Origin of the sequence: Candidatus Merdisoma sp. JLR.KK006 (genome assembly GCF_036941035.1) — a bacterium.
Lineage (GTDB): Bacteria > Bacillota > Clostridia > Lachnospirales > Lachnospiraceae > Laedolimicola.
In genome coordinates, this window is the sequence record NZ_JAYMNS010000005.1 from 37,336 (window position 1) to 55,225 (window position 17,890).

Below are 17,890 nucleotides of genomic sequence, written 5' to 3' on the forward strand. Positions count from 1 at the left end.
TTCTTTCTGATTAAAAATTTCTGAATAATCACTATAAAAGCAGTCATCACATTTTTCTTGTGAAGTGACAGGAAAAAACAGGAGTTAAATGAGAATTTGTGTTGAAATTTTTTAAGGACAATAATAGACTTTTAATATCTAAAAAATTGTAGTAAATTTTAAAAAAGTATGATATAATTGTTACGGTTTTTAATAAAATTAACACACAACAGGAAAACAGAAAGGAATTTACTTATGAGGAAACGATTATTGTGGATTCTATTGGCTTTGTCCCTTGGAATCAGCACAACAGGGTGCGGAAAAAAAGAAGAAGAGGTTTCCGCTCCGGCAGAAGAATTTTCTACTGAAGATGAAATTTTAGCTGAAGAGCCAGAAGAGGAACCGCAGGAAGAAGAGGAGGAAGACGAAATTGCTCCGGACGGCATGTACCGCAGTGAACTGACCAACGAGTGGATCAGTGTAGACTTGCAGGAGCAGCGTCCCATTGCAGTAATGGTTGACAATGAAAAGACAGCCCTTCCCCATTATGGTCTGAGTCAGGCAGATATTGTTTATGAGATGATGAACAGTACTTTGAATGATCAGATTACACGTTTTATGGTTCTCATAAAGGATTATGACAGCATTGATCAGATTGGAAGTGTTCGAAGCGTACGTCCCACCAACCTGATGATCGCTCCGGAATGGAACGCAATTGTCTGCCATGACGGAGGTCCCTTCTATATTAACACGTTTTTGGAGAAGCCCTATGTGGATCACTTCAGTGGAACCTTCTCCCGTGTAAATAACGGAAAAGCAAGAGAATTTACAGAGTACATTCTTCCTGGTGATATGGATAAGAATTTCCGCAACACAAGCGTTTCACGGGAATATAATGAGTATCGTCCGGAAGAAGCGCATTTCCGGTTTGCTTCTGAAAAGAAGCCCGTAGATTTGTCCGGCAACATTGGCTGTCAGGATTGCACGCTGGTGGATCTTCCTTTCGGCCACAATGGTTCTCAGTTAGACTATGATGAAGCATCTGGTACATATCTGTATTCTGAGTACGGCGGAGAGCACCGTGATCCAGGCAACGGCAATCAGCAGCTTGCATTCAAAAATGTGATTCTTCAGAGAATGGAATTTAATCAGTTGGATGATCACGGATATATGGTTTGGAATTGTCTGGATGCAGGAAAAGACGGCTACTACATTACCAATGGAAAAGCAATCCCCATTACCTGGAGCAAGACTACCGATCAGAGTCGTACCATTTACTATGATATGGATGGTAACGAGATTAAGATAAACACTGGTAAGACCTACATTGGTTTTGTTGCAGACAACCGTTGGAGTGAACTGGTAATTCAGTAATCACTGACAGAATAAAAAATACATGAGGATGTTAGAAATAGCCTGAGAGGTTGTTTCTAACATCCTTTCTTAATAGTAAACCTACATGTGCTCCATTGGTATATCACCATAAATGAAAAAAAGCACTAATCCTCCCGAAGCCTAACCGCCTTCGCAGCCATCCGGCGGCGGTTCTCATCCTGAGCGGCATAATGCTTCCGGGTGGTATTCACATCCTTGTGCCCCAGTACATCGGCAACAAGATAAATGTCTCCTGTTTCCTGATACAAGGTAGTTCCGTAGGTACTGCGGAGCTTGTGGGGAGTGATTTTCTTAAGGGGAGTTACCTGCTTTGCATATTTCTTCACCAGGTTTTCCACAGCACCTACGCCGATGCGCCGCTTTTGGGTGGAGTAGAAGAGCGCCAGCTCATGCCCCTCCTGAGGAATGACCTCTTTGCGGCTCCCATTGATGTAATTTCGAAGAGCCTGCTCCACCTCTTCCCCAAAGTAAACAATCATCTCGGAGCCGCCCTTTCGAGTCACCTTGATTCCGTTGTTGTGAAAGTCCACATCCGTAATGTCGAGGCCCACGCACTCAGACACACGGATACCGGTTCCCAAAAGGAGTGTGACAATCGCCAGATCACGTTCCTTTGTCTTTTCATAATAAACCTTTTTCTGCCCCGTAAGGCCGTCGCCGCCATGCTCAATAAAGTCCAGAAGCCTTGCCGTCTCATCAACATCCAGACGAATGATTGCCTTGTCGTGGAGCTTTGGCATGTCCACAAACACCGTAGGATTGTGCTCTAAAAGCTGCCGCTTATAAAAATATGCATAAAAGCTCCGCAAAGCGGACATTTTCCGTTTTAATCCTCGTTCGCCATTGGTAATATCTATGGTGTCGAAGCTTTCCTTATCCGTACCGGAATAAGCAATTTTCTTCTGATACAGCTTCAGATACTCCTGATATTCTTCAATATCCACAGCCTCAACCCGATCCAGATCACTCAGCTTAAAATCCGTGGTTTCATAATTTTTGTAAACAGGGTTTTCCTCAATGAGAAATCGAAAAAAAACTCGGATATCGTAGGCGTAGGAGATTCGGGTCTTTGTGGAAGTGGTAGGCTCGATTGCCCGAAAATAATCCTTGGCAAAGGATGGCAGCGTTTTCAGTACCTCCCGCAGCTTACGAATATTTTCCATATCGTTTTGTTCATGGTAGGTTTTGTATTCCATAATTGAAAATTCCTTCCTAAGTAATGTATAAGTTCCAGATATAATATATTTAAGTTTACATAATAAAATTATGTAACTTATCAATCGATTTCTCGTTACAATTCACACCTATATCAGTTTTGAACTATTTCCATTCATTGCTGGTGCGTATTGTAAAGCTCATAGCAAACCCACATGCACCCCATTGGCACACCACCATAAATGAAAGTCGGCAGTGGCGCATGGGGCATCCCTGAACTCAGTTTTCTGCTACGCAGAAAAGGATCTTTCATAGTAAATAGCACTAAGAGTACCTTGACGTATCATCAGGTCAATGCTATAATAAATGCGTACAATTCCATATAAGGTATTAAGTGCCTGCCAGATTCAAAATTTTGGCAGGAAGAGGGAATTAGGTGCGAGTCCTAAGCGATCCGGTCACTGTAAGCAGGGAATATTTCCTAACGAATCCATTGTACAACTTTTTGTATGAGAAGGAAAGGAAAATATGCAGATCTGTAAGCCAGGAAACCTGCTTAATACTTGAGGAGAGACTTCCGAAGAAAGTTTAGTTCCTGTCAAAAATGCCTTTTGGCTTTTTGTACGTGTCTGTTTCCGTGGAAGCAGGCATTTTTTATCATATGGAATGCTCAATGTGGAAGAACGTACCATCTGAAGGTGACATATCCTAAACGCACAGGTCTGATAAGCTGTGACGGCATTCGGCTTACTCACGCCTTTCCCAGGTTTCCTTTGGATGCCCTGGCGTCTGTCTGGGTTTTGTTGTAAGAAGCTTTTTTATCGGAAAAGAATACCTGTAGCTTTTCTTTTCCGGAATACAAGGCACTTTCTAAAAACAAATCCTATGGCAGGCGTTTTTTATAGGAAAAATTATAACAGGGCAAGCCTGAGGATTTTGTGATGTGATACAAGGAACTTGTATTCTTCGAAGAAAAGAAATTCAGACGATTCATATTGAGGACGGCAGGATTGTGAGCTGACTGCAAATTGGCAGCCGTATTTTCATATGTCCGGTTTATCCAACAGCGGTTTTGACTTAGGCAAGGGTTTGTATGTGTAATTCCTCTTAGATCTATGCGAAAAACATGTGTTTGTCGCATAGATCTATTTCTCTGAACTCCACCACTTCTTGAAGCATTCTTTTCCAAAATATCTAAAAGCTTATTCAGCGAATCTGATAAACAGAATTCAAAAGTTCCCCTAAGCTTCAACATAACACAAAATCCGCCTCATGGAATATTCTCCACAAGACGGATTTTCCAAATCTTCCAGGCAATTGACAATATTAAAATTTATATTCCGTAGAGTAATACGGCATAATCAGATTCTGTCCGGAAATAATCTTGCCATTCTTAATGGAATTTAACTGGCTGACTTCCTTGATATAGACCTCTTTGGATTCATAATTCTCCAAATACTCATCTGCCAGATCCCATAAAGTATCTCCAGGCTGAATCTCAATGTTGGTATAATACTTGTAATAAGTAACCTTTGCTTCCTTATTCTTTGCCTTTGATAAAAAGCTTCCGAACGTAAAAGCCATGACTAAAATCAGACAAATAGTTAAACCAGCCGTCAAAGCAATCTTCCTCATCCTACACATATCTCTTCCCCCTAAAGCAATAATTCGAACACATTTTCCAAACAATTGTTCTATACATATTGTTATTATACGCACAGAACAGTTGTTTGTCAATACATATGTTCGAAAAATATTCGGGCTTTTGTTCGGTTTTAAGTAGATTATAAAGATCTCACTATTTCTGTATTTTCATTTTTGCATGAATCCGGGATCTATGTATTTGAATCTAAGAATTATAGCGGTTGGATTTTTGGAACGGAAACACAGCAATATTGGACACAAACCTTGCTGTCCGGAAAAGGCAGGTCACAAAAAAGACAGTTTTTCAATCCTATGTATCAGGGAAGAAATTTTTTGGGGTGCTCCAATTTTCCCAAGTGCAGATATACGGAAAGCTTATCAGATAAATAGTAAGCTATGGTTAAAAAACTCATAATAATTTAATCACCCAAACGCTTATTTAAACAAGCCTGCGTTTGGGTGATTAAATTTCCAACTCTTTATTAAACAGCAATCACGCCTGTCCTGCCTAATCCAGCCGCTTTATGCAGTCAATGGTAACCTGGTAATCTTCCTTCACCTTCTCCAGTGCAGGCTCTAAGTCCGCACCATACTCATCTCTGTTCCGCAACAGCTCGGCAAGGTCGTTGGAGGATTCGTAGAGCCGATCCAGAGAAAGATTCTGACAGATACCCTTTATCGTGTGGGCTGCCCGGAACGCTTCAGGCATATTACGGGTTTCCATAGATGTGCAAAGCAGGTCATAACTAGAATCATTGAGAACACGAAGCACAAACTTCTTAATCCGTTCTTCCGTTCTCAAACGTCCCTCTACATCTGCATAATTACCTCCCATAGCATCATAGCATTCTCTTATTGTCATTTTATCATACCTTCCTTTCTGCTCCTTTATACAATTTATCATAATTACAGCAGTAATTCAAGATAAACGCCAAAATTTAGGTTATATCGTTATATAAGAGGTATTTAGACAAATAGAACTTGCCAAGAGCTTCGTCGGCATGGTATCATGTCCAAGACGGATTCATCTGTTTATATATAAAAGAAAGAAGGCATTTACCATATGAAGCTTCAGCAGCTTTTAAGCTATACACGCAGAGCCGTAGATGATTACCATATGATTCAAGAGGGAGATAAAATTGCTGTGGGAATTTCCGGTGGAAAGGATAGCCTGGCCATGCTTTATGCTCTTCACGGGCTTAGACGCTTCTATCCGGCCTCTTTTGAGCTGGAGGCAATTACGGTTGACCTTGGCTTTCCGAATTTCGATTTAAGCGGAATTCGAACCCTGTGCGAGAAAATGGAAATACATTACACGATTGTCCCCACAGATATCTATGATATTATTTTTCGTATCCGCAAAGAAAGCAACCCCTGTGCCCTCTGCGCCAAGATGCGTAAGGGAGCCTTAAATCAGGCTATCAAGGAGACTGGCTGTAATAAGGCAGCCTATGCCCATCACAAGAATGATGTGGTGGAAACTATGCTGCTCGCCCTCATCTTCGAAGGACGCTTTCATACCTTTGCGCCGGTTACCTACCTGGATCGGATGGATCTGACCGTGATTCGCCCTCTGATGTACATAGATGAAGCGGACGTAATAGGCTTTCAGCACAAATACAGCCTACCTGTCTGCAAAAGCCCCTGTCCTGCCGACGGACATACCAAACGAGAATACGCAAAGGATCTGCTCCGCAGTCTGAACCAGGAGCATCCCGGCACCTCCGAGCGAATGTTTCGTGCCATTCTGGATGGAATTTACAAGCCCTATGAGTCTCTGGATTATATTCAGGCATTGTCGGCAGTTAACTCTTGTACAAAATAATGGAGAACAATACCTTTTAGTACCATAAATCAAGGCGTTTAAATGATAATATTTATCATTTAAACGCCTTAAAAGCACATATGATTAATAGAATTTTCAGCTATACCTGTTCAATCTCGCTGTGAAGCTGCTGCAAAGATTTAACTTCCAGCTTTCCGTCCTTTTCCTTTACTTTTCGAATGCCTTCTGCTGTAGCGATGGCAGCCGCCATCGTGGTCATATAGGGAATCTTACCCTTAATGGCGGCTTTTCGGATATAGCTGTCATCATAGATGCTCTCTTTTCCGGAGGGCGTATTGACAATCAGCTGAATCTCACCATTGGCTATGGCATCCATAATATTAGGCCGGCCTTCCTGAAGCTTCTTTACCTTTTTGGCCGGGATTCCGTCTGCCGCAATCATTTCATAGGTGCGTCCTGTGGCCATAATGGTAAAGCCATCCTTATGGAAGCCCCTGGCTACCTGCAGTACCTCCGGCTTATCCCGGTCGCTGACACTTATCAACACGGTTCCGGATAATGGCAGACAAGTCTGGGTAGCCTCCTGAGCCTTGTAGAATGCCTCTCCAAAGTTTGAAGCAAGTCCGAGAACCTCTCCTGTGGAACGCATTTCCGGTCCGAGAAGAGGATCTACCTCCTGAAACATGTTGAAGGGGAATACAGCTTCCTTCACCCCATAGTGGTGGAAACGGCTTTCCTTTAAGTCGGGGACAGGTGAAGGTGTTCCTGTCAGTTCTTCTGTGATAACCTGCGTTGCAAGCTGCACCATCTGAATGTTGCAGACCTTGGATACCAAGGGCACCGTCCGGGAAGCCCTTGGGTTGGCTTCCAACACAAAGACCTTTCCGTCCTCAATGGCATACTGCATATTCATCAGGCCGCAGACATGCATTTCCTCTGCAATTTTCTTGGTATATTCCTTAATCGTCCTCAAATTCTCCTGGGAAATATTCAAGGAGGGCAAAATACAGGCAGAATCTCCGGAATGTACCCCGGCCAGCTCAATATGTTCCATTACAGCCGGAACAAAGGCATGAGTTCCGTCACAAATAGCATCTGCTTCACACTCCATAGCATGATGGAGGAAACGATCAATCAAAATGGGCCGATCCGGTGTTACGCCTACAGCAGCTCTCATGTATCCAATCAGGCTTTCCGAATCATGCACAACCTCCATGCCCCGACCGCCCAATACGTAGGAGGGACGCACCATAACAGGATAGCCGATTTTCTCTGCAATAGCCAGGGCTTCGTCTGCATTTACTGCCATGCCTGCTTCCGGCATAGGAATGTCAAGCTTTTCCATAATGGCTCGGAACCGATCCCGATCCTCTGCCAAATCAATAATCTCCGGACTGGTGCCGAGAATCCTCACACCATTCTTTTCAAGCTCTGCAGCCAAATTAAGAGGTGTCTGACCGCCAAATTGGGCAATCACGCCCACAGGCTTCTCTTTCTCATGAATGCTTAATACATCCTCTAGTGTCAGCGGTTCAAAATACAGCTTGTCTGAGGTATCGTAATCCGTGGAAACTGTCTCTGGGTTGCAGTTTACAATAATAGTCTCAAAGCCCAGCTTTTTAAGGGCAATAGCAGCGTGAACACAGCAATAGTCAAACTCAATACCCTGCCCGATTCGGTTGGGGCCGCCTCCCAGGATCATGATCTTGGGCCGATCTGTATTGACTGTACTGTGATCCGGCGCATTGTAGGTGGAATAATAATAAGCATTGTCCCTGGTGCCGCTTACATGTACCCCCTCCCATGCTTCTGTTACGCCGATCTCAATCCTTGCCTTTCTGATATCCTCTTCCGGCACCTCCAAAATCTGGCTTAAATACCGATCTGAAAATCCATCCTGTTTTGCCTGCTTAAGCGCCAAAGGCTCCGGCACTTTTCCGTGGCTGGAAGAAAGAAGTGCTTCTTCCTCATCCACCAGCTCTTTCATCTGCTCAATAAAGTAATGCTTGATCTTTGTCAGCTCATAGAGCTCATCCACTGTAGCGCCCTTTCGCAGAGCCTCATACATAATAAACTGCCGCTCGCTGGTGGTGGCATGAAGCATCTTTAAGAGATCATGTTTCGACTTATCATGGAAGTCTTTGGCAAAGCCCAGGCCATATCGGCCGTTTTCCAAACTGCGGATTGCCTTCTGGAATGCCTCCTTGTAGGTCTTTCCAATACTCATAACCTCACCTACGGCACGCATCTGAGTACCCAGCTTGTCCTCTACGCCCTTAAACTTCTCAAAAGCCCAACGGGCAAATTTGATTACCACATAATCTCCGTCCGGCACATAATGATTAAGAGTTCCGTATTTGCCGCATGGGATCTCATCCAAAGTCAGTCCGGAAGCCAGCATAGCAGAAACCAGAGCAATGGGGAAGCCTGTTGCCTTGGAAGCCAGTGCTGAGGAACGAGAGGTTCTGGGATTGATCTCAATTACAATATCCCGATCCGTCACCGGATCATGGGCCCACTGTACATTGGTTCCGCCAATCACCTGAATCGCTTCTGCGATCCGATAGGATTTCACCTGGAGGCGCTTCTGAATCTCATCAGAAATGGTCAGCATAGGTGCGGAACAGAAAGAATCTCCTGTATGAACTCCAAGAGGATCGATATTTTCAATAAAGCAGACTGTGATAATGTTATTCTTGCTGTCACGAACTACTTCAAGTTCCAGCTCTTCCCAGCCAAGGATGGATTCCTCCACCAGAACCTGTCCTACCAGACTGGCCTGTAGACCTCTTGCAGTAACCGTCTTAAGCTCTTCCACATTGTAAACCAGTCCGCCGCCTGCGCCGCCCATAGTATAGGCCGGACGCAAAACCACCGGATACCCCAGCTTCTCTGCAATAGCTGCCGCTTCCTCTACGCTGTAAGCAACCTCGCTTCTTGCCATCTCAATGCCAAGGCTGTCCATTGTATGCTTAAACTCAATGCGATCCTCTCCGCGCTCAATAGCGTCTACCTGTACACCGATAACCTTTACGCCGTATTTTTCCAGGACACCGGCCTTAGAAAGTTCTGAACAAAGATTAAGACCGGATTGTCCGCCGAGATTCGGCAATAAGGCATCTGGTCTTTCTTTCTCAATAATCTGTGTCAGCCGTTCTACATTGAGCGGCTCAATATAAGTTACATCAGCGGTTCCGGGATCGGTCATAATCGTTGCCGGATTGGAATTGACCAACACGATCTCATATCCCAGCTTTTTGAGAGCTTTACAAGCCTGTGTGCCGGAATAATCAAACTCACAGGCCTGCCCAATAATAATGGGGCCGGATCCGATAATCAGAACCTTGTGGACGTCGTTTCTTTTGCTCATATTTTCCTCCTCTTGACGCACTTACTGCGTTATCCGGACAAATTCAGAAGCTTGCTTCCAAACTTGTTCCCTTTTATAAATTAGCAGGACATAGTTTTTAAACTATAAATCCATAGCTTACTTTAAAATAATAGTAAACGGCCCGTCATTGACAAGCTCCACCTTCATATCTGCCCCAAAGCTTCCCTGCTGAACTTTGGGGACCTGCTTTTTGCAGCTTTCAATAATATACTCATACAGTTCTTTTGCAAGTGCAGGATCCCCTGCATTGGTAAAGCCGGGTCGATTGCCGTGGTTGCAGTCTGCATAGAGAGTAAACTGGGAAACCAGAAGAAGCTCTCCTCCTACATCCTTTAAAGAAAGGTTGGTCTTGCCGTTTTCATCCGGAAAAATCCGAAGGCCCAGCATTTTCTTAACCAGCCGGTCCGCCTCTGCCCTTGTATCTTCTTTCCCCACGCCTATGAGGACAAGAAATCCTTTTTCGATATTTCCAATAACAGTCCCATCCACCGTTACCGATGCATGGGACACTCTCTGTATAACAAACTTCATAAAAGTAAGTTTCTCCTAGATTCTTTCATGTTCTTTTTCTTTGTATGTAATAAATTCACGGATCACATGAATGGCACCGTCAATACCAAGAGTGCTGGTATTCAGGCACAAATCATATCCGGCTGCGTCTCCCCATTTTTTACTGGTGTAGTAATTGTAATAGCTTGCCCGGCCCTTATCCGTCTTGCGAATCAGATCCTTGGCCTTGGCATCTGAGAGATCATGCCGTCTGGCAATCCGGACAATCCGGGACTGAAGATCTGCATGAAGAAATACATTTACAACATTAGGCACATTCTCCAAAGCATAGTCGGCACATCTTCCTACAATCACGCAGGGACCTTCGGACGCAATTTTCTTAATGCTGTCAAACTGTGCCAGAAAAACCTTGTGATTTAAAGGCATCTCTGAAAACGCTGAAGAAGAATACCCTGTAGAATACGTATCCATCACCAAAGAATAGAGAAAGCTGTTGGTAGGCTTTTCATCATGATTTTCAAAAAGCTCCTGACATAATCCGCTGTCCTTGGCAGCTCTTGATAAAAGCTCCTTATCATAACAGGGGATGCCAAGCTCCTCCGCCAGCTTAATTCCAATATCATGACCGCCGCTGCCATATTGACGCCCGATAGTAATCACTGTATTATTTGCCATGTTATTATTTATTCCCTCCTATATATTAATTTTTATGCTTTTGTTTATTAGCTTATTTTTTCAAATAGTTTATCGGATATCATACCTTTTTCTATTTCATGATTATGTAACATCTCTCTTAATTTTGTTTTCACTTCTTTGCCCTTAAAACGTTTGTGATTTCCTAGAGACTTTAATATCACCTTTGCAAATTTTCCCAATCCATCATAATCTTTTATTATTGCATTATAATGATATTTTTTTAATTCTTCAAGTGGAGTATTAGCATCTTTAATTGATTGCTCAATTGTAATTCCTTCCTCCCCAAAAGTATCTTCTGAAATGTATATAATATCACAAGTATCTGGCCTTTCAAATCCTACTATTAAAGGAATTATATCTTCAATTGAATTCCTCTTTTCTTCAACTCTCCAAAGTGATAACTTATTCTCTTGCGTTTTAATGCAATTTGTTATGGCATCTGCTGAAACAGTTCCTATCTCATATATTGCTTTTTCTGGATTATCGCTCAAAGGCATATTCGGCCATTTCGAACGAGCAATTTTTCTTACATAATAAACCATATCATCCTTCTTCCAATGTAGCTATCACATCACTTATATAATCTCTAAACCAACCAATTGTTGTTTTATCACGTAAATTGGCTAATGTAGGTATATGTCTTTTATCTTCCCAAGCTTCAAAACATTTGACTGATAAATCTTGTATTTCATTGTCTGGATTAGAAATTCCTGCTAAAGGAATAATTTCGAGATTTCCCCTTCTATCAACAGGTAAATTTGCAACAATGAATAACAAATGTTTTAATAAATGCTGTTGATTATACATGTTTTGAAGATAAATATTTTGAAGTATTGTATCTGCAATAATACCATACCTTTTAAATAATGTATTAAAATATATTTCTGCCATGGACTCATATCCTGAATCAAAATCTGTTTCCATTAACAACTTTGTTAATATAGGAATCTGCTCTAGCATAATAGAATTTTGCATAATCTTAAACTGCTCAGTAATATCTTCTTCATAAATATTACTGTAACGTTTTATTTTATTATTATGCATATTCGTAGATTCTTTTAAATATGTTATTCTTTCAAAATTATCTTCTTTTAAAAATAATACTCTGCTCCTATTATTTTGTAAAGTTGTCTCTTTTAAATTTTTCCTCAACCTTACTCCATTCCTTTCTCAATTTCTAGTGAAATGTCCATATAAGATTTATACATTTTAGGGATATTCGAAAAATTAAAACGCATTATTTGATTTTCTGCCATTGTATTAATATCATAAGAGTATTTTACAATATTATTAGATAAATCAACATATTTTTCTGTAATTACATTACTATTTTCATTTTCAACCATAATACGACTCATGTTTCTAACAGACATTTCAACATTATTCGAAGACTTATAATAGCTTGAAACAATAGGCATTTTATTGTTAATTTTGATATCAAAAATATCATAATTTAATGCAACTCTATTTGCTGTAAGCTCCATATCTGCAAGAAACAGTGATAATAAATCTGTAAATTCATTTCGAAATGCTTCGTTTAGACTAGAAACTGAACTTTTTATATCTATTATCTTTTGAAAGTTAATCCTATTAGAACTTATCTCTACGGATGCACCCATGTCATTAAAAAAAATGGGCATTATAATTATCCGAGCTTGACCTGCTTGGCCACTAGTTTGAAGTTGTAATTCATTTGCTGTAGCAGGTTTATAAGATTTTTGTCTAAAAAAATCAATTAATTTTAAATACATATCTAGATTATTAGTATTAAATCTTTCAAAATTTCCAAATATGGAAAATCTAATTATATTTTGCATAAATCCTCTGCTTTCTTAATTATATATTACTATAAATGAGCAAATTTGAAATATTGCACAATATATTCTCTGTTATACGGATTTTGAACCAAAATCACAGTGAAAAGTCTTTGTTACAAAGACAAATTTCTTAGATCTTTGTGCACTTTTTGGAATTTGCTCATTTACAGTATATTACTCATAACATCATTTTGCTATATTACTTTAGTCATTATTCTTTGACCCGAATTTTATAATATACTAACTTAATTTTTCGCCAACTTATTTTTTATTCCCGTAGCTATTCCACGTGCTATAGTACTTTGATATTTATCATCTGATAGATTGCTGGCTTCTTCAAAATTACTTAAATAACCAACTTCAATAAGAACTGATGGTATTTCTGTATTTGAGATAATACTGAAGTTCCCTTCTTTTACCCCTCCATCTGCTGTACTACTTACTTCAACAAGAGCCTCTTGTATTTTATTTGCCAAATCTTTACTAGATTTACTATCAGTTTTGTAATAACTTACAGATCCAGAAATACCAGCATCCTCTGAATAACCACAATGAATACTCACTAATAAATCAGCCTGAGATTCATTGACTTTTTGTACCCTTTCTTCTTTTGACAGCCTCAAATCTTCTTCGCGAAGCATAATAACTTGATAACCCAACTGGTCTTCTAACATGGTTTTGAGTTTAGAACAAATGGCTAAAGTGATATTCTTTTCCACGCTATCTCCATTACTTTGGCCGATGTCCTCGCCTCCATGTCCCGGATCAATGGCAATCACAAAAGTACCGCTTTTGGAAGTGATTTCACTGGAACCGCTGCCGGAAACCAGCTTTACAATTCCGAAAATAATCAGTCCAATGAGGGCAATTGCTGCAGCGCCCATACCAATGAGAATCAGCATCCGTATCCGCTTTTTACGTGCCCGTTCCTTCTGGCGCCTTTTTTTGGCCTCCATTCTCCGCCTGCGTTCTGCCGGACTCATCTGCCTTTCTCTTTCGTTCCGCTCCATAGCTTATTTCATCCCCCATTATTTTTCCCATTTTTCACAGAGTGCCTGCAATTGATCCGCAAGCTTTGCCAGATCCTTATTCGTCCATCCTCTGCTCTTCTCAATCAGGCGCATAAGTCTCTTGCCAACCTCCACCAATCTATCATATACGGTAGAAGCAGGTTTTGCAAGCTTTTTATCTTTTTCGATTCGAACCATGTTGCCTACTTCAAGATGCGTATTTGTAATCAGGTCGTAACAACCGCCGCTGTAAGGCGCTCTTGCATCATATCCATACTCTGTCTCAAGACATTCTACAAAGTGATCACAGACCGCATCCTCTCCGTGAACAACAAAGACTCTCTTTGGCTTTTTCTGAAATCCCTGCAGCCAGGAAATCAGCCCTTCCTTGTCCGCATGTCCGCTGATACCTGCCAGCTTGCAGATCTTTGCCCGTATCTCAATCTCTTCACCGAAAAGCTTTACGGCGGCAGCGCCCTCTACAAGGGCCCGGCCAAGAGTTCCCACGGCCTGATAGCCTACAAAGAGAACTGTACTGTCTTCTCTCCAGAGATTATGCTTCAGATGATGGCGGATACGTCCGGCCTCGCACATGCCGGATGCGGAAAGGATTACCTTTGGTTCATCATCAAAGTTAATAGCCTTTGACTCGTCACTGGTAATGGACAGATTCAGGCCCGGGAAGGAAATGGGATTGATTCCCTTTTTCACAAGAGCCAGCGTTTCTTCATCAAAGCATTCGTACATATTTTTATTAAAAATGGTGGTTGCCTGAACGGCTAAGGGACTGTCCACATAAACCTGGAAACCTTCGTGGCCCTTCACAAGCCTTTTCTCCTTAATCTCCCGCAGAAAATAGAGCATCTCCTGAGTTCTTCCTACTGCAAAGGAGGGAATGACCACATTGCCGCCCCGGTCAAAGGTATCTTGAAGAATAGCTGTAAGGGCCTCCACATAATCAGGACGCTCTCCATGGCTTCGATCACCATAGGTAGATTCCATCACTACATAGTCAGCATCGCCTACCGTATTCGGTTCTTTTAAAATGGGCTGATTGTGATTGCCGATATCGCCGGAGAACACGACTTTTCGCTCCTCGGATCCTTCTGTCAGCCAGATCTCAATGCATGAGGAACCCAAAAGATGACCTACATCGGTAAAGCGGATAGAGATTCCGTCTGCTACCTTAAGGCGTTCTCCATAAGCACAGCCGCAGAACAGCTTGATAGCTCCGTCCGCTGCAGCCATGTCATAAAGGGGCACATATTCTTCGCCTCCGGAACGCCTGGCTTTCCTGTTCCGCCACTCTGCCTCAAACATTTGAATATGGGCGCTGTCACGAAGCATAACCTCGCATAGATCCTTCGTGGCCTTTGTAGAAAAAATCACTCCCCGAAATCCCTGCTTATACAAAAGAGGCAGGAGGCCGGAATGATCAATATGAGCATGAGTCAAAAATACATAATCAATATCCGCCGCAGCTACGGGAATCTCCCGATTCTTGTAATAGTCAGGCCCCTGCTCCATGCCGTAATCCACCAGCATTATCTTACCGCAGGCTTCCAGCATATGACAGCTTCCGGTTACCTCGTGGGCTGCCCCCAAAAATGTAAGCTTCATTTGCCATCTCCTTTCGTTTTCTCCAGAACAAATTTACTATTTCTATTATAACGTTTCTCAATGGGAAATACAATGAAAAAGTTTTTGTAATCTTAGGTCTAATTTATATAATTCACAACACTCTGATAACATTTCACACCACTGCCTTGCAATGTCCTTTCGTTTTCCGTATACTAAAAATAAAAATATTTTTAAGAAAAGGACACTGCTATGATTCAAATTGCCGTCTGCGATGACGAACCTGTCATGTGCAGGTTTCTGGAAACAAAACTTACTTCCCTGCTAGAATCACGCCGGGTTATTTATTCCATCACCTGCTATACCAGCTCGTCAGAGCTTTTAAATGCTCCAGCTGCCTATGATTTGATTTTTCTGGATATTCAGATGCCCGGATTTGATGGAATGGAAACGGCAAGGCAGCTTCGGGAGCGGATTGCGGACTGTATTCTTATATTTGTTACCGTTCTAAAGGATTGTATGCCGGAAGCCTTTGAGGTAGAGGCTTTTGACTATCTTATTAAGCCCGTGAAAGACGTGCGGCTTGCTCTTACCCTTGACCGGGCACTGAAAAAGCTGAATCGCCGGAAAGAGCCCCACCTTTTGGTTCGGACGCTGAATCAATGCCGTTCGATTGCATTCAACTCCATCTTTTACTGTGAGGTCATCAATCGAAAGCTTTATCTCCATACGCAGGATGGCATAATTGACTATTACGGAAAAATGGATGCTCTGGAAATGCAGTTGGACAATCGCTTCTTCCGCTGTCACCGCAGTTATCTGGTGAATTTGGAGTATCTTAAGACTTATTCCGAGGGACAGCTTCTTTTGCAGGACGGAAGCCGTATTCCGGTATCAAGACTGCGGCATGGGGAATTTATGGAAGCAATGCTGCAATATATGTCATTCGGGTAATGAAAGGAGTGTTTGCGTTATGAATTGGGCTTTTCCGTATTTTTTCGCATTATTTTTACTGCCCGGAATTTCACTTTTCTTTTTTTGCCGATATTTCCATTTTTCCCGGAAATACAAATTCCTTTTTTATTTTCTCTATTTTTTCTTCAATGCCGGACTTTTTCTTATGGAACTGTACCTGCCCTTGCCTGGCGGGCTCTGGCTTTTACCGGAATCCTGCCTTCTTGCCGTCCTGGGAAGCATGATATTCCACCGGCCGCTTCGGGAGACATTACCCTTTTCTGTCTTGTCCGCTTCTGCTTTAAGTGTGTGCCAGGGGTTTGCGCAATGTGTGATTTTCTGGTTTTCTGCGAGAATTTCACTTTATATGCCTCTCCTTAAATATCTGGATTTCTTACAGTTCCTTTTGGTCTCTGTGCTTTTCTCATTACTGCTGTTTTTTATTGCGAAAGCATTTCCGCTGTCTGTTTTTACAGAAATGCACAGACCTATTCTTCTGCTTCTGATCCCGGTTTGCTTTATTTCTCTGACAGAGCGAATCATCAGCGATTCCGTCTACGGCTCCGTGACAATCTGGGATAATCAGCTGGGGCTTGTATATCCGGTGGTAGAACATAGGTCAATTCTTCTTTTACAGCTCTTTGCCGGAATCTGTCTTTTTGCCATCCTTTTTCTATGGAAAAGGATCACAAACTCCCTGCTTCTGGAGCAGCAGCTCCTTGCCCAGGAGCTTTATCTAAAGGAAGTCTGCTCCCGTTATGAACAGACACGTTCTTTCCGCCATGATGTAAAAAATCATTTGACAGTGATTCGGGAGCTGTTGAACGCACAGGAATTCCAAAAAGCCGGTGAATATCTGTCTCACTTGGAGGATACTGCCGGTTCCATTTCCAGTCCGATCCATACAGGCCGGCGGGCTGTAGATGCACTTCTTGGAAGCAAGATGGCCCTTGCCGAACAGTATCACATAGATCCCCGATGGGAATTTGTGCTTCCTGACAGGAAAGAGATCTCAGATATGGACTGGTGCATTATGCTTGCCAATGCCTTGGATAACGCCATTTGGGCAAATCAACTGGTGCCGCCCCAACAGCGTATGATTAAAATCTGCGGGAACCAAAAGGGAAACCTCTATCTGCTTTCCATTGAAAATGCATGTCCGGATACCTTATGTGAGATTCCGAAAGACGGCATAGGACTTTCCAACATCCGTGCCGTGGCAAAAAAACACGGCGGAACCGTCCGCATCACCCTCTCCCAAAGCTGTTTTCGTCTTGATATCCTACTTGTCATTTCATAACGCTCAAATGGCCTTTCACACCAAAAAAATTGATTCTTTGCCTTACAGATGTTATACTTTTTCCATACCCTATTACATATTCCTTCAGGATAGACAGTCTTTTTCCTGCAAGGTGAGAAAATAAGCGAGGTGATTTTTATGAACGTGAATTCCATAGGCTCCCAGAGTCCCATAAGTGCGAAAGGTTCTCTTAATGCCGGTGAGGATCCCCAGATCAAAAGTCTGGAACAGAAGCTTTCACAGCTTAATAAAGAGAAAGAAAAAGCGAAAAAAGCAAAGAATTTAGACAAGGTACGAGAACTGGAGCGCAAAATCCAGGAGATCGAACGCCGTTTGGAAGAGCTTAGAAAAAAGAAGACGGAAGAAGAAAGCGAAACAGAAACAAAAGCTTCGCCCTCCCGTCCTCATGTTTCCCCAAGCAATGTGGGAAATTATGTGGATGAATCTGTTTAAATGCTCTTCAAAAAGGAGCTTTAGCAGGCTGAAAACTTATGGTTTTTCTTCTTTGCTGAGGGAACAGCATCCGTTTTTGGCAAAAGGGGCTGTCGGGAAATAAGACAGAAGACTTTTCTAATACCCAGTGTCCGGCTGTTTGTGTACAGACTGTCTGATATGTGCGGATATTGCTTTCTAATGTCCGTACAGAGCAGACAGAATGTACACAAACCCTCCGAA

Annotated in this window: 17 protein-coding genes and 1 riboswitch; of the genes, 6 read left to right on the top strand and 11 right to left on the bottom strand. The window is 42.1% G+C overall.

The window, feature by feature from the left end; translation table 11 throughout:
* Positions 1–234 precede the first annotated feature (234 nt).
* Entirely contained in the window at positions 235–1,353 is a 1,119-nt protein-coding gene (locus VSQ61_RS05675; protein ID WP_334343483.1) for a DUF3048 domain-containing protein, read from the top strand.
* A 125-nt stretch (positions 1,354–1,478) separates the two neighbouring features.
* Here VSQ61_RS05675 and VSQ61_RS05680 read toward each other — a convergent pair whose 3' ends face one another.
* Positions 1,479–2,570, bottom strand: coding sequence for a tyrosine-type recombinase/integrase (locus VSQ61_RS05680; protein WP_334343484.1), 1,092 nt, complete (start codon positions 2,568–2,570; stop codon positions 1,479–1,481).
* Positions 2,571–2,904: 334 nt separating this feature from the next.
* A riboswitch (cobalamin riboswitch) is annotated at positions 2,905–3,103 on the top strand.
* 752 nt (positions 3,104–3,855) lie between these two features.
* Entirely contained in the window at positions 3,856–4,173 is a 318-nt protein-coding gene (locus tag VSQ61_RS05685) for a LysM peptidoglycan-binding domain-containing protein (protein ID WP_334343485.1), read from the bottom strand.
* Positions 4,174–4,347: 174 nt separating this feature from the next.
* On the opposite strand from VSQ61_RS05685, the gene VSQ61_RS22825 reads away from it, so the two are divergent.
* The gene (locus VSQ61_RS22825; RefSeq protein WP_350340137.1) at positions 4,348–4,563 is read left to right on the top strand and encodes a nuclease-related domain-containing protein; all 216 of its coding nucleotides are present in this window, start codon (positions 4,348–4,350) and stop codon (positions 4,561–4,563) included.
* A 118-nt stretch (positions 4,564–4,681) separates the two neighbouring features.
* Here the strand turns inward: VSQ61_RS22825 and VSQ61_RS05690 are convergent, their stop codons facing one another.
* The gene (locus tag VSQ61_RS05690) at positions 4,682–5,035 is read right to left on the bottom strand and encodes an Hpt domain-containing protein (RefSeq protein WP_334343486.1); all 354 of its coding nucleotides are present in this window, start codon (positions 5,033–5,035) and stop codon (positions 4,682–4,684) included.
* A gap of 201 nt (positions 5,036–5,236) precedes the next feature.
* Here VSQ61_RS05690 and VSQ61_RS05695 point away from each other — a divergent pair, with 201 nt between their 5' ends.
* Positions 5,237–5,998 (top strand): tRNA lysidine(34) synthetase, encoded by a 762-nt coding sequence (locus VSQ61_RS05695; protein WP_334343487.1) that lies wholly within the window; start codon positions 5,237–5,239, stop codon positions 5,996–5,998.
* Between the two features lie 100 nt (positions 5,999–6,098).
* On the opposite strand, the gene carB is transcribed toward VSQ61_RS05695, so the two are convergent.
* The 8 genes from carB to VSQ61_RS05735 form a co-directional block, all read right to left on the bottom strand.
* Complete coding sequence (gene carB / locus VSQ61_RS05700) at positions 6,099–9,329, bottom strand: carbamoyl-phosphate synthase large subunit (RefSeq protein ID WP_334343488.1); 3,231 nt, start codon at positions 9,327–9,329, stop codon at positions 6,099–6,101.
* Between the two features lie 117 nt (positions 9,330–9,446).
* Positions 9,447–9,881 (bottom strand): D-aminoacyl-tRNA deacylase, encoded by a 435-nt coding sequence (dtd, locus tag VSQ61_RS05705; RefSeq protein ID WP_334343489.1) that lies wholly within the window; start codon positions 9,879–9,881, stop codon positions 9,447–9,449.
* A gap of 15 nt (positions 9,882–9,896) precedes the next feature.
* On the bottom strand, positions 9,897–10,535 hold the full coding sequence (locus VSQ61_RS05710) for a cytidylate kinase-like family protein (protein WP_334343490.1): 639 nt from the start codon (positions 10,533–10,535) through the stop codon (positions 9,897–9,899).
* A gap of 47 nt (positions 10,536–10,582) precedes the next feature.
* Complete coding sequence (locus tag VSQ61_RS05715; protein WP_334343491.1) at positions 10,583–11,098, bottom strand: hypothetical protein; 516 nt, start codon at positions 11,096–11,098, stop codon at positions 10,583–10,585.
* A gap of 1 nt (position 11,099) precedes the next feature.
* Positions 11,100–11,708: a hypothetical protein gene (locus VSQ61_RS05720; protein ID WP_334343492.1), complete on the bottom strand. Its 609-nt coding sequence runs from the start codon at positions 11,706–11,708 to the stop codon at positions 11,100–11,102.
* A 2-nt stretch (positions 11,709–11,710) separates the two neighbouring features.
* Positions 11,711–12,373 carry a hypothetical protein gene (locus tag VSQ61_RS05725; RefSeq protein WP_334343493.1) on the bottom strand — a complete coding sequence of 221 codons (663 nt, stop codon included), beginning with the start codon at positions 12,371–12,373 and terminating at the stop codon, positions 11,711–11,713.
* 245 nt (positions 12,374–12,618) lie between these two features.
* On the bottom strand, positions 12,619–13,383 hold the full coding sequence (locus VSQ61_RS05730) for an N-acetylmuramoyl-L-alanine amidase family protein (protein ID WP_334343494.1): 765 nt from the start codon (positions 13,381–13,383) through the stop codon (positions 12,619–12,621).
* A gap of 18 nt (positions 13,384–13,401) precedes the next feature.
* Positions 13,402–15,003: an MBL fold metallo-hydrolase RNA specificity domain-containing protein gene (locus VSQ61_RS05735; RefSeq protein ID WP_334343495.1), complete on the bottom strand. Its 1,602-nt coding sequence runs from the start codon at positions 15,001–15,003 to the stop codon at positions 13,402–13,404.
* Between the two features lie 210 nt (positions 15,004–15,213).
* Here VSQ61_RS05735 and VSQ61_RS05740 point away from each other — a divergent pair, with 210 nt between their 5' ends.
* The 3 genes from VSQ61_RS05740 to VSQ61_RS05750 all read left to right on the top strand — a co-directional run bounded on the left by VSQ61_RS05740 (position 15,214) and on the right by VSQ61_RS05750 (position 17,668).
* Positions 15,214–15,915 carry a LytR/AlgR family response regulator transcription factor gene (locus VSQ61_RS05740; RefSeq protein WP_334343496.1) on the top strand — a complete coding sequence of 234 codons (702 nt, stop codon included), beginning with the start codon at positions 15,214–15,216 and terminating at the stop codon, positions 15,913–15,915.
* 166 nt (positions 15,916–16,081) lie between these two features.
* On the top strand, positions 16,082–17,215 hold the full coding sequence (locus tag VSQ61_RS05745; RefSeq protein ID WP_334343497.1) for a sensor histidine kinase: 1,134 nt from the start codon (positions 16,082–16,084) through the stop codon (positions 17,213–17,215).
* A 138-nt stretch (positions 17,216–17,353) separates the two neighbouring features.
* Positions 17,354–17,668, top strand: coding sequence for a hypothetical protein (locus tag VSQ61_RS05750; RefSeq protein ID WP_334343498.1), 315 nt, complete (start codon positions 17,354–17,356; stop codon positions 17,666–17,668).
* Positions 17,669–17,890 lie beyond the last annotated feature (222 nt).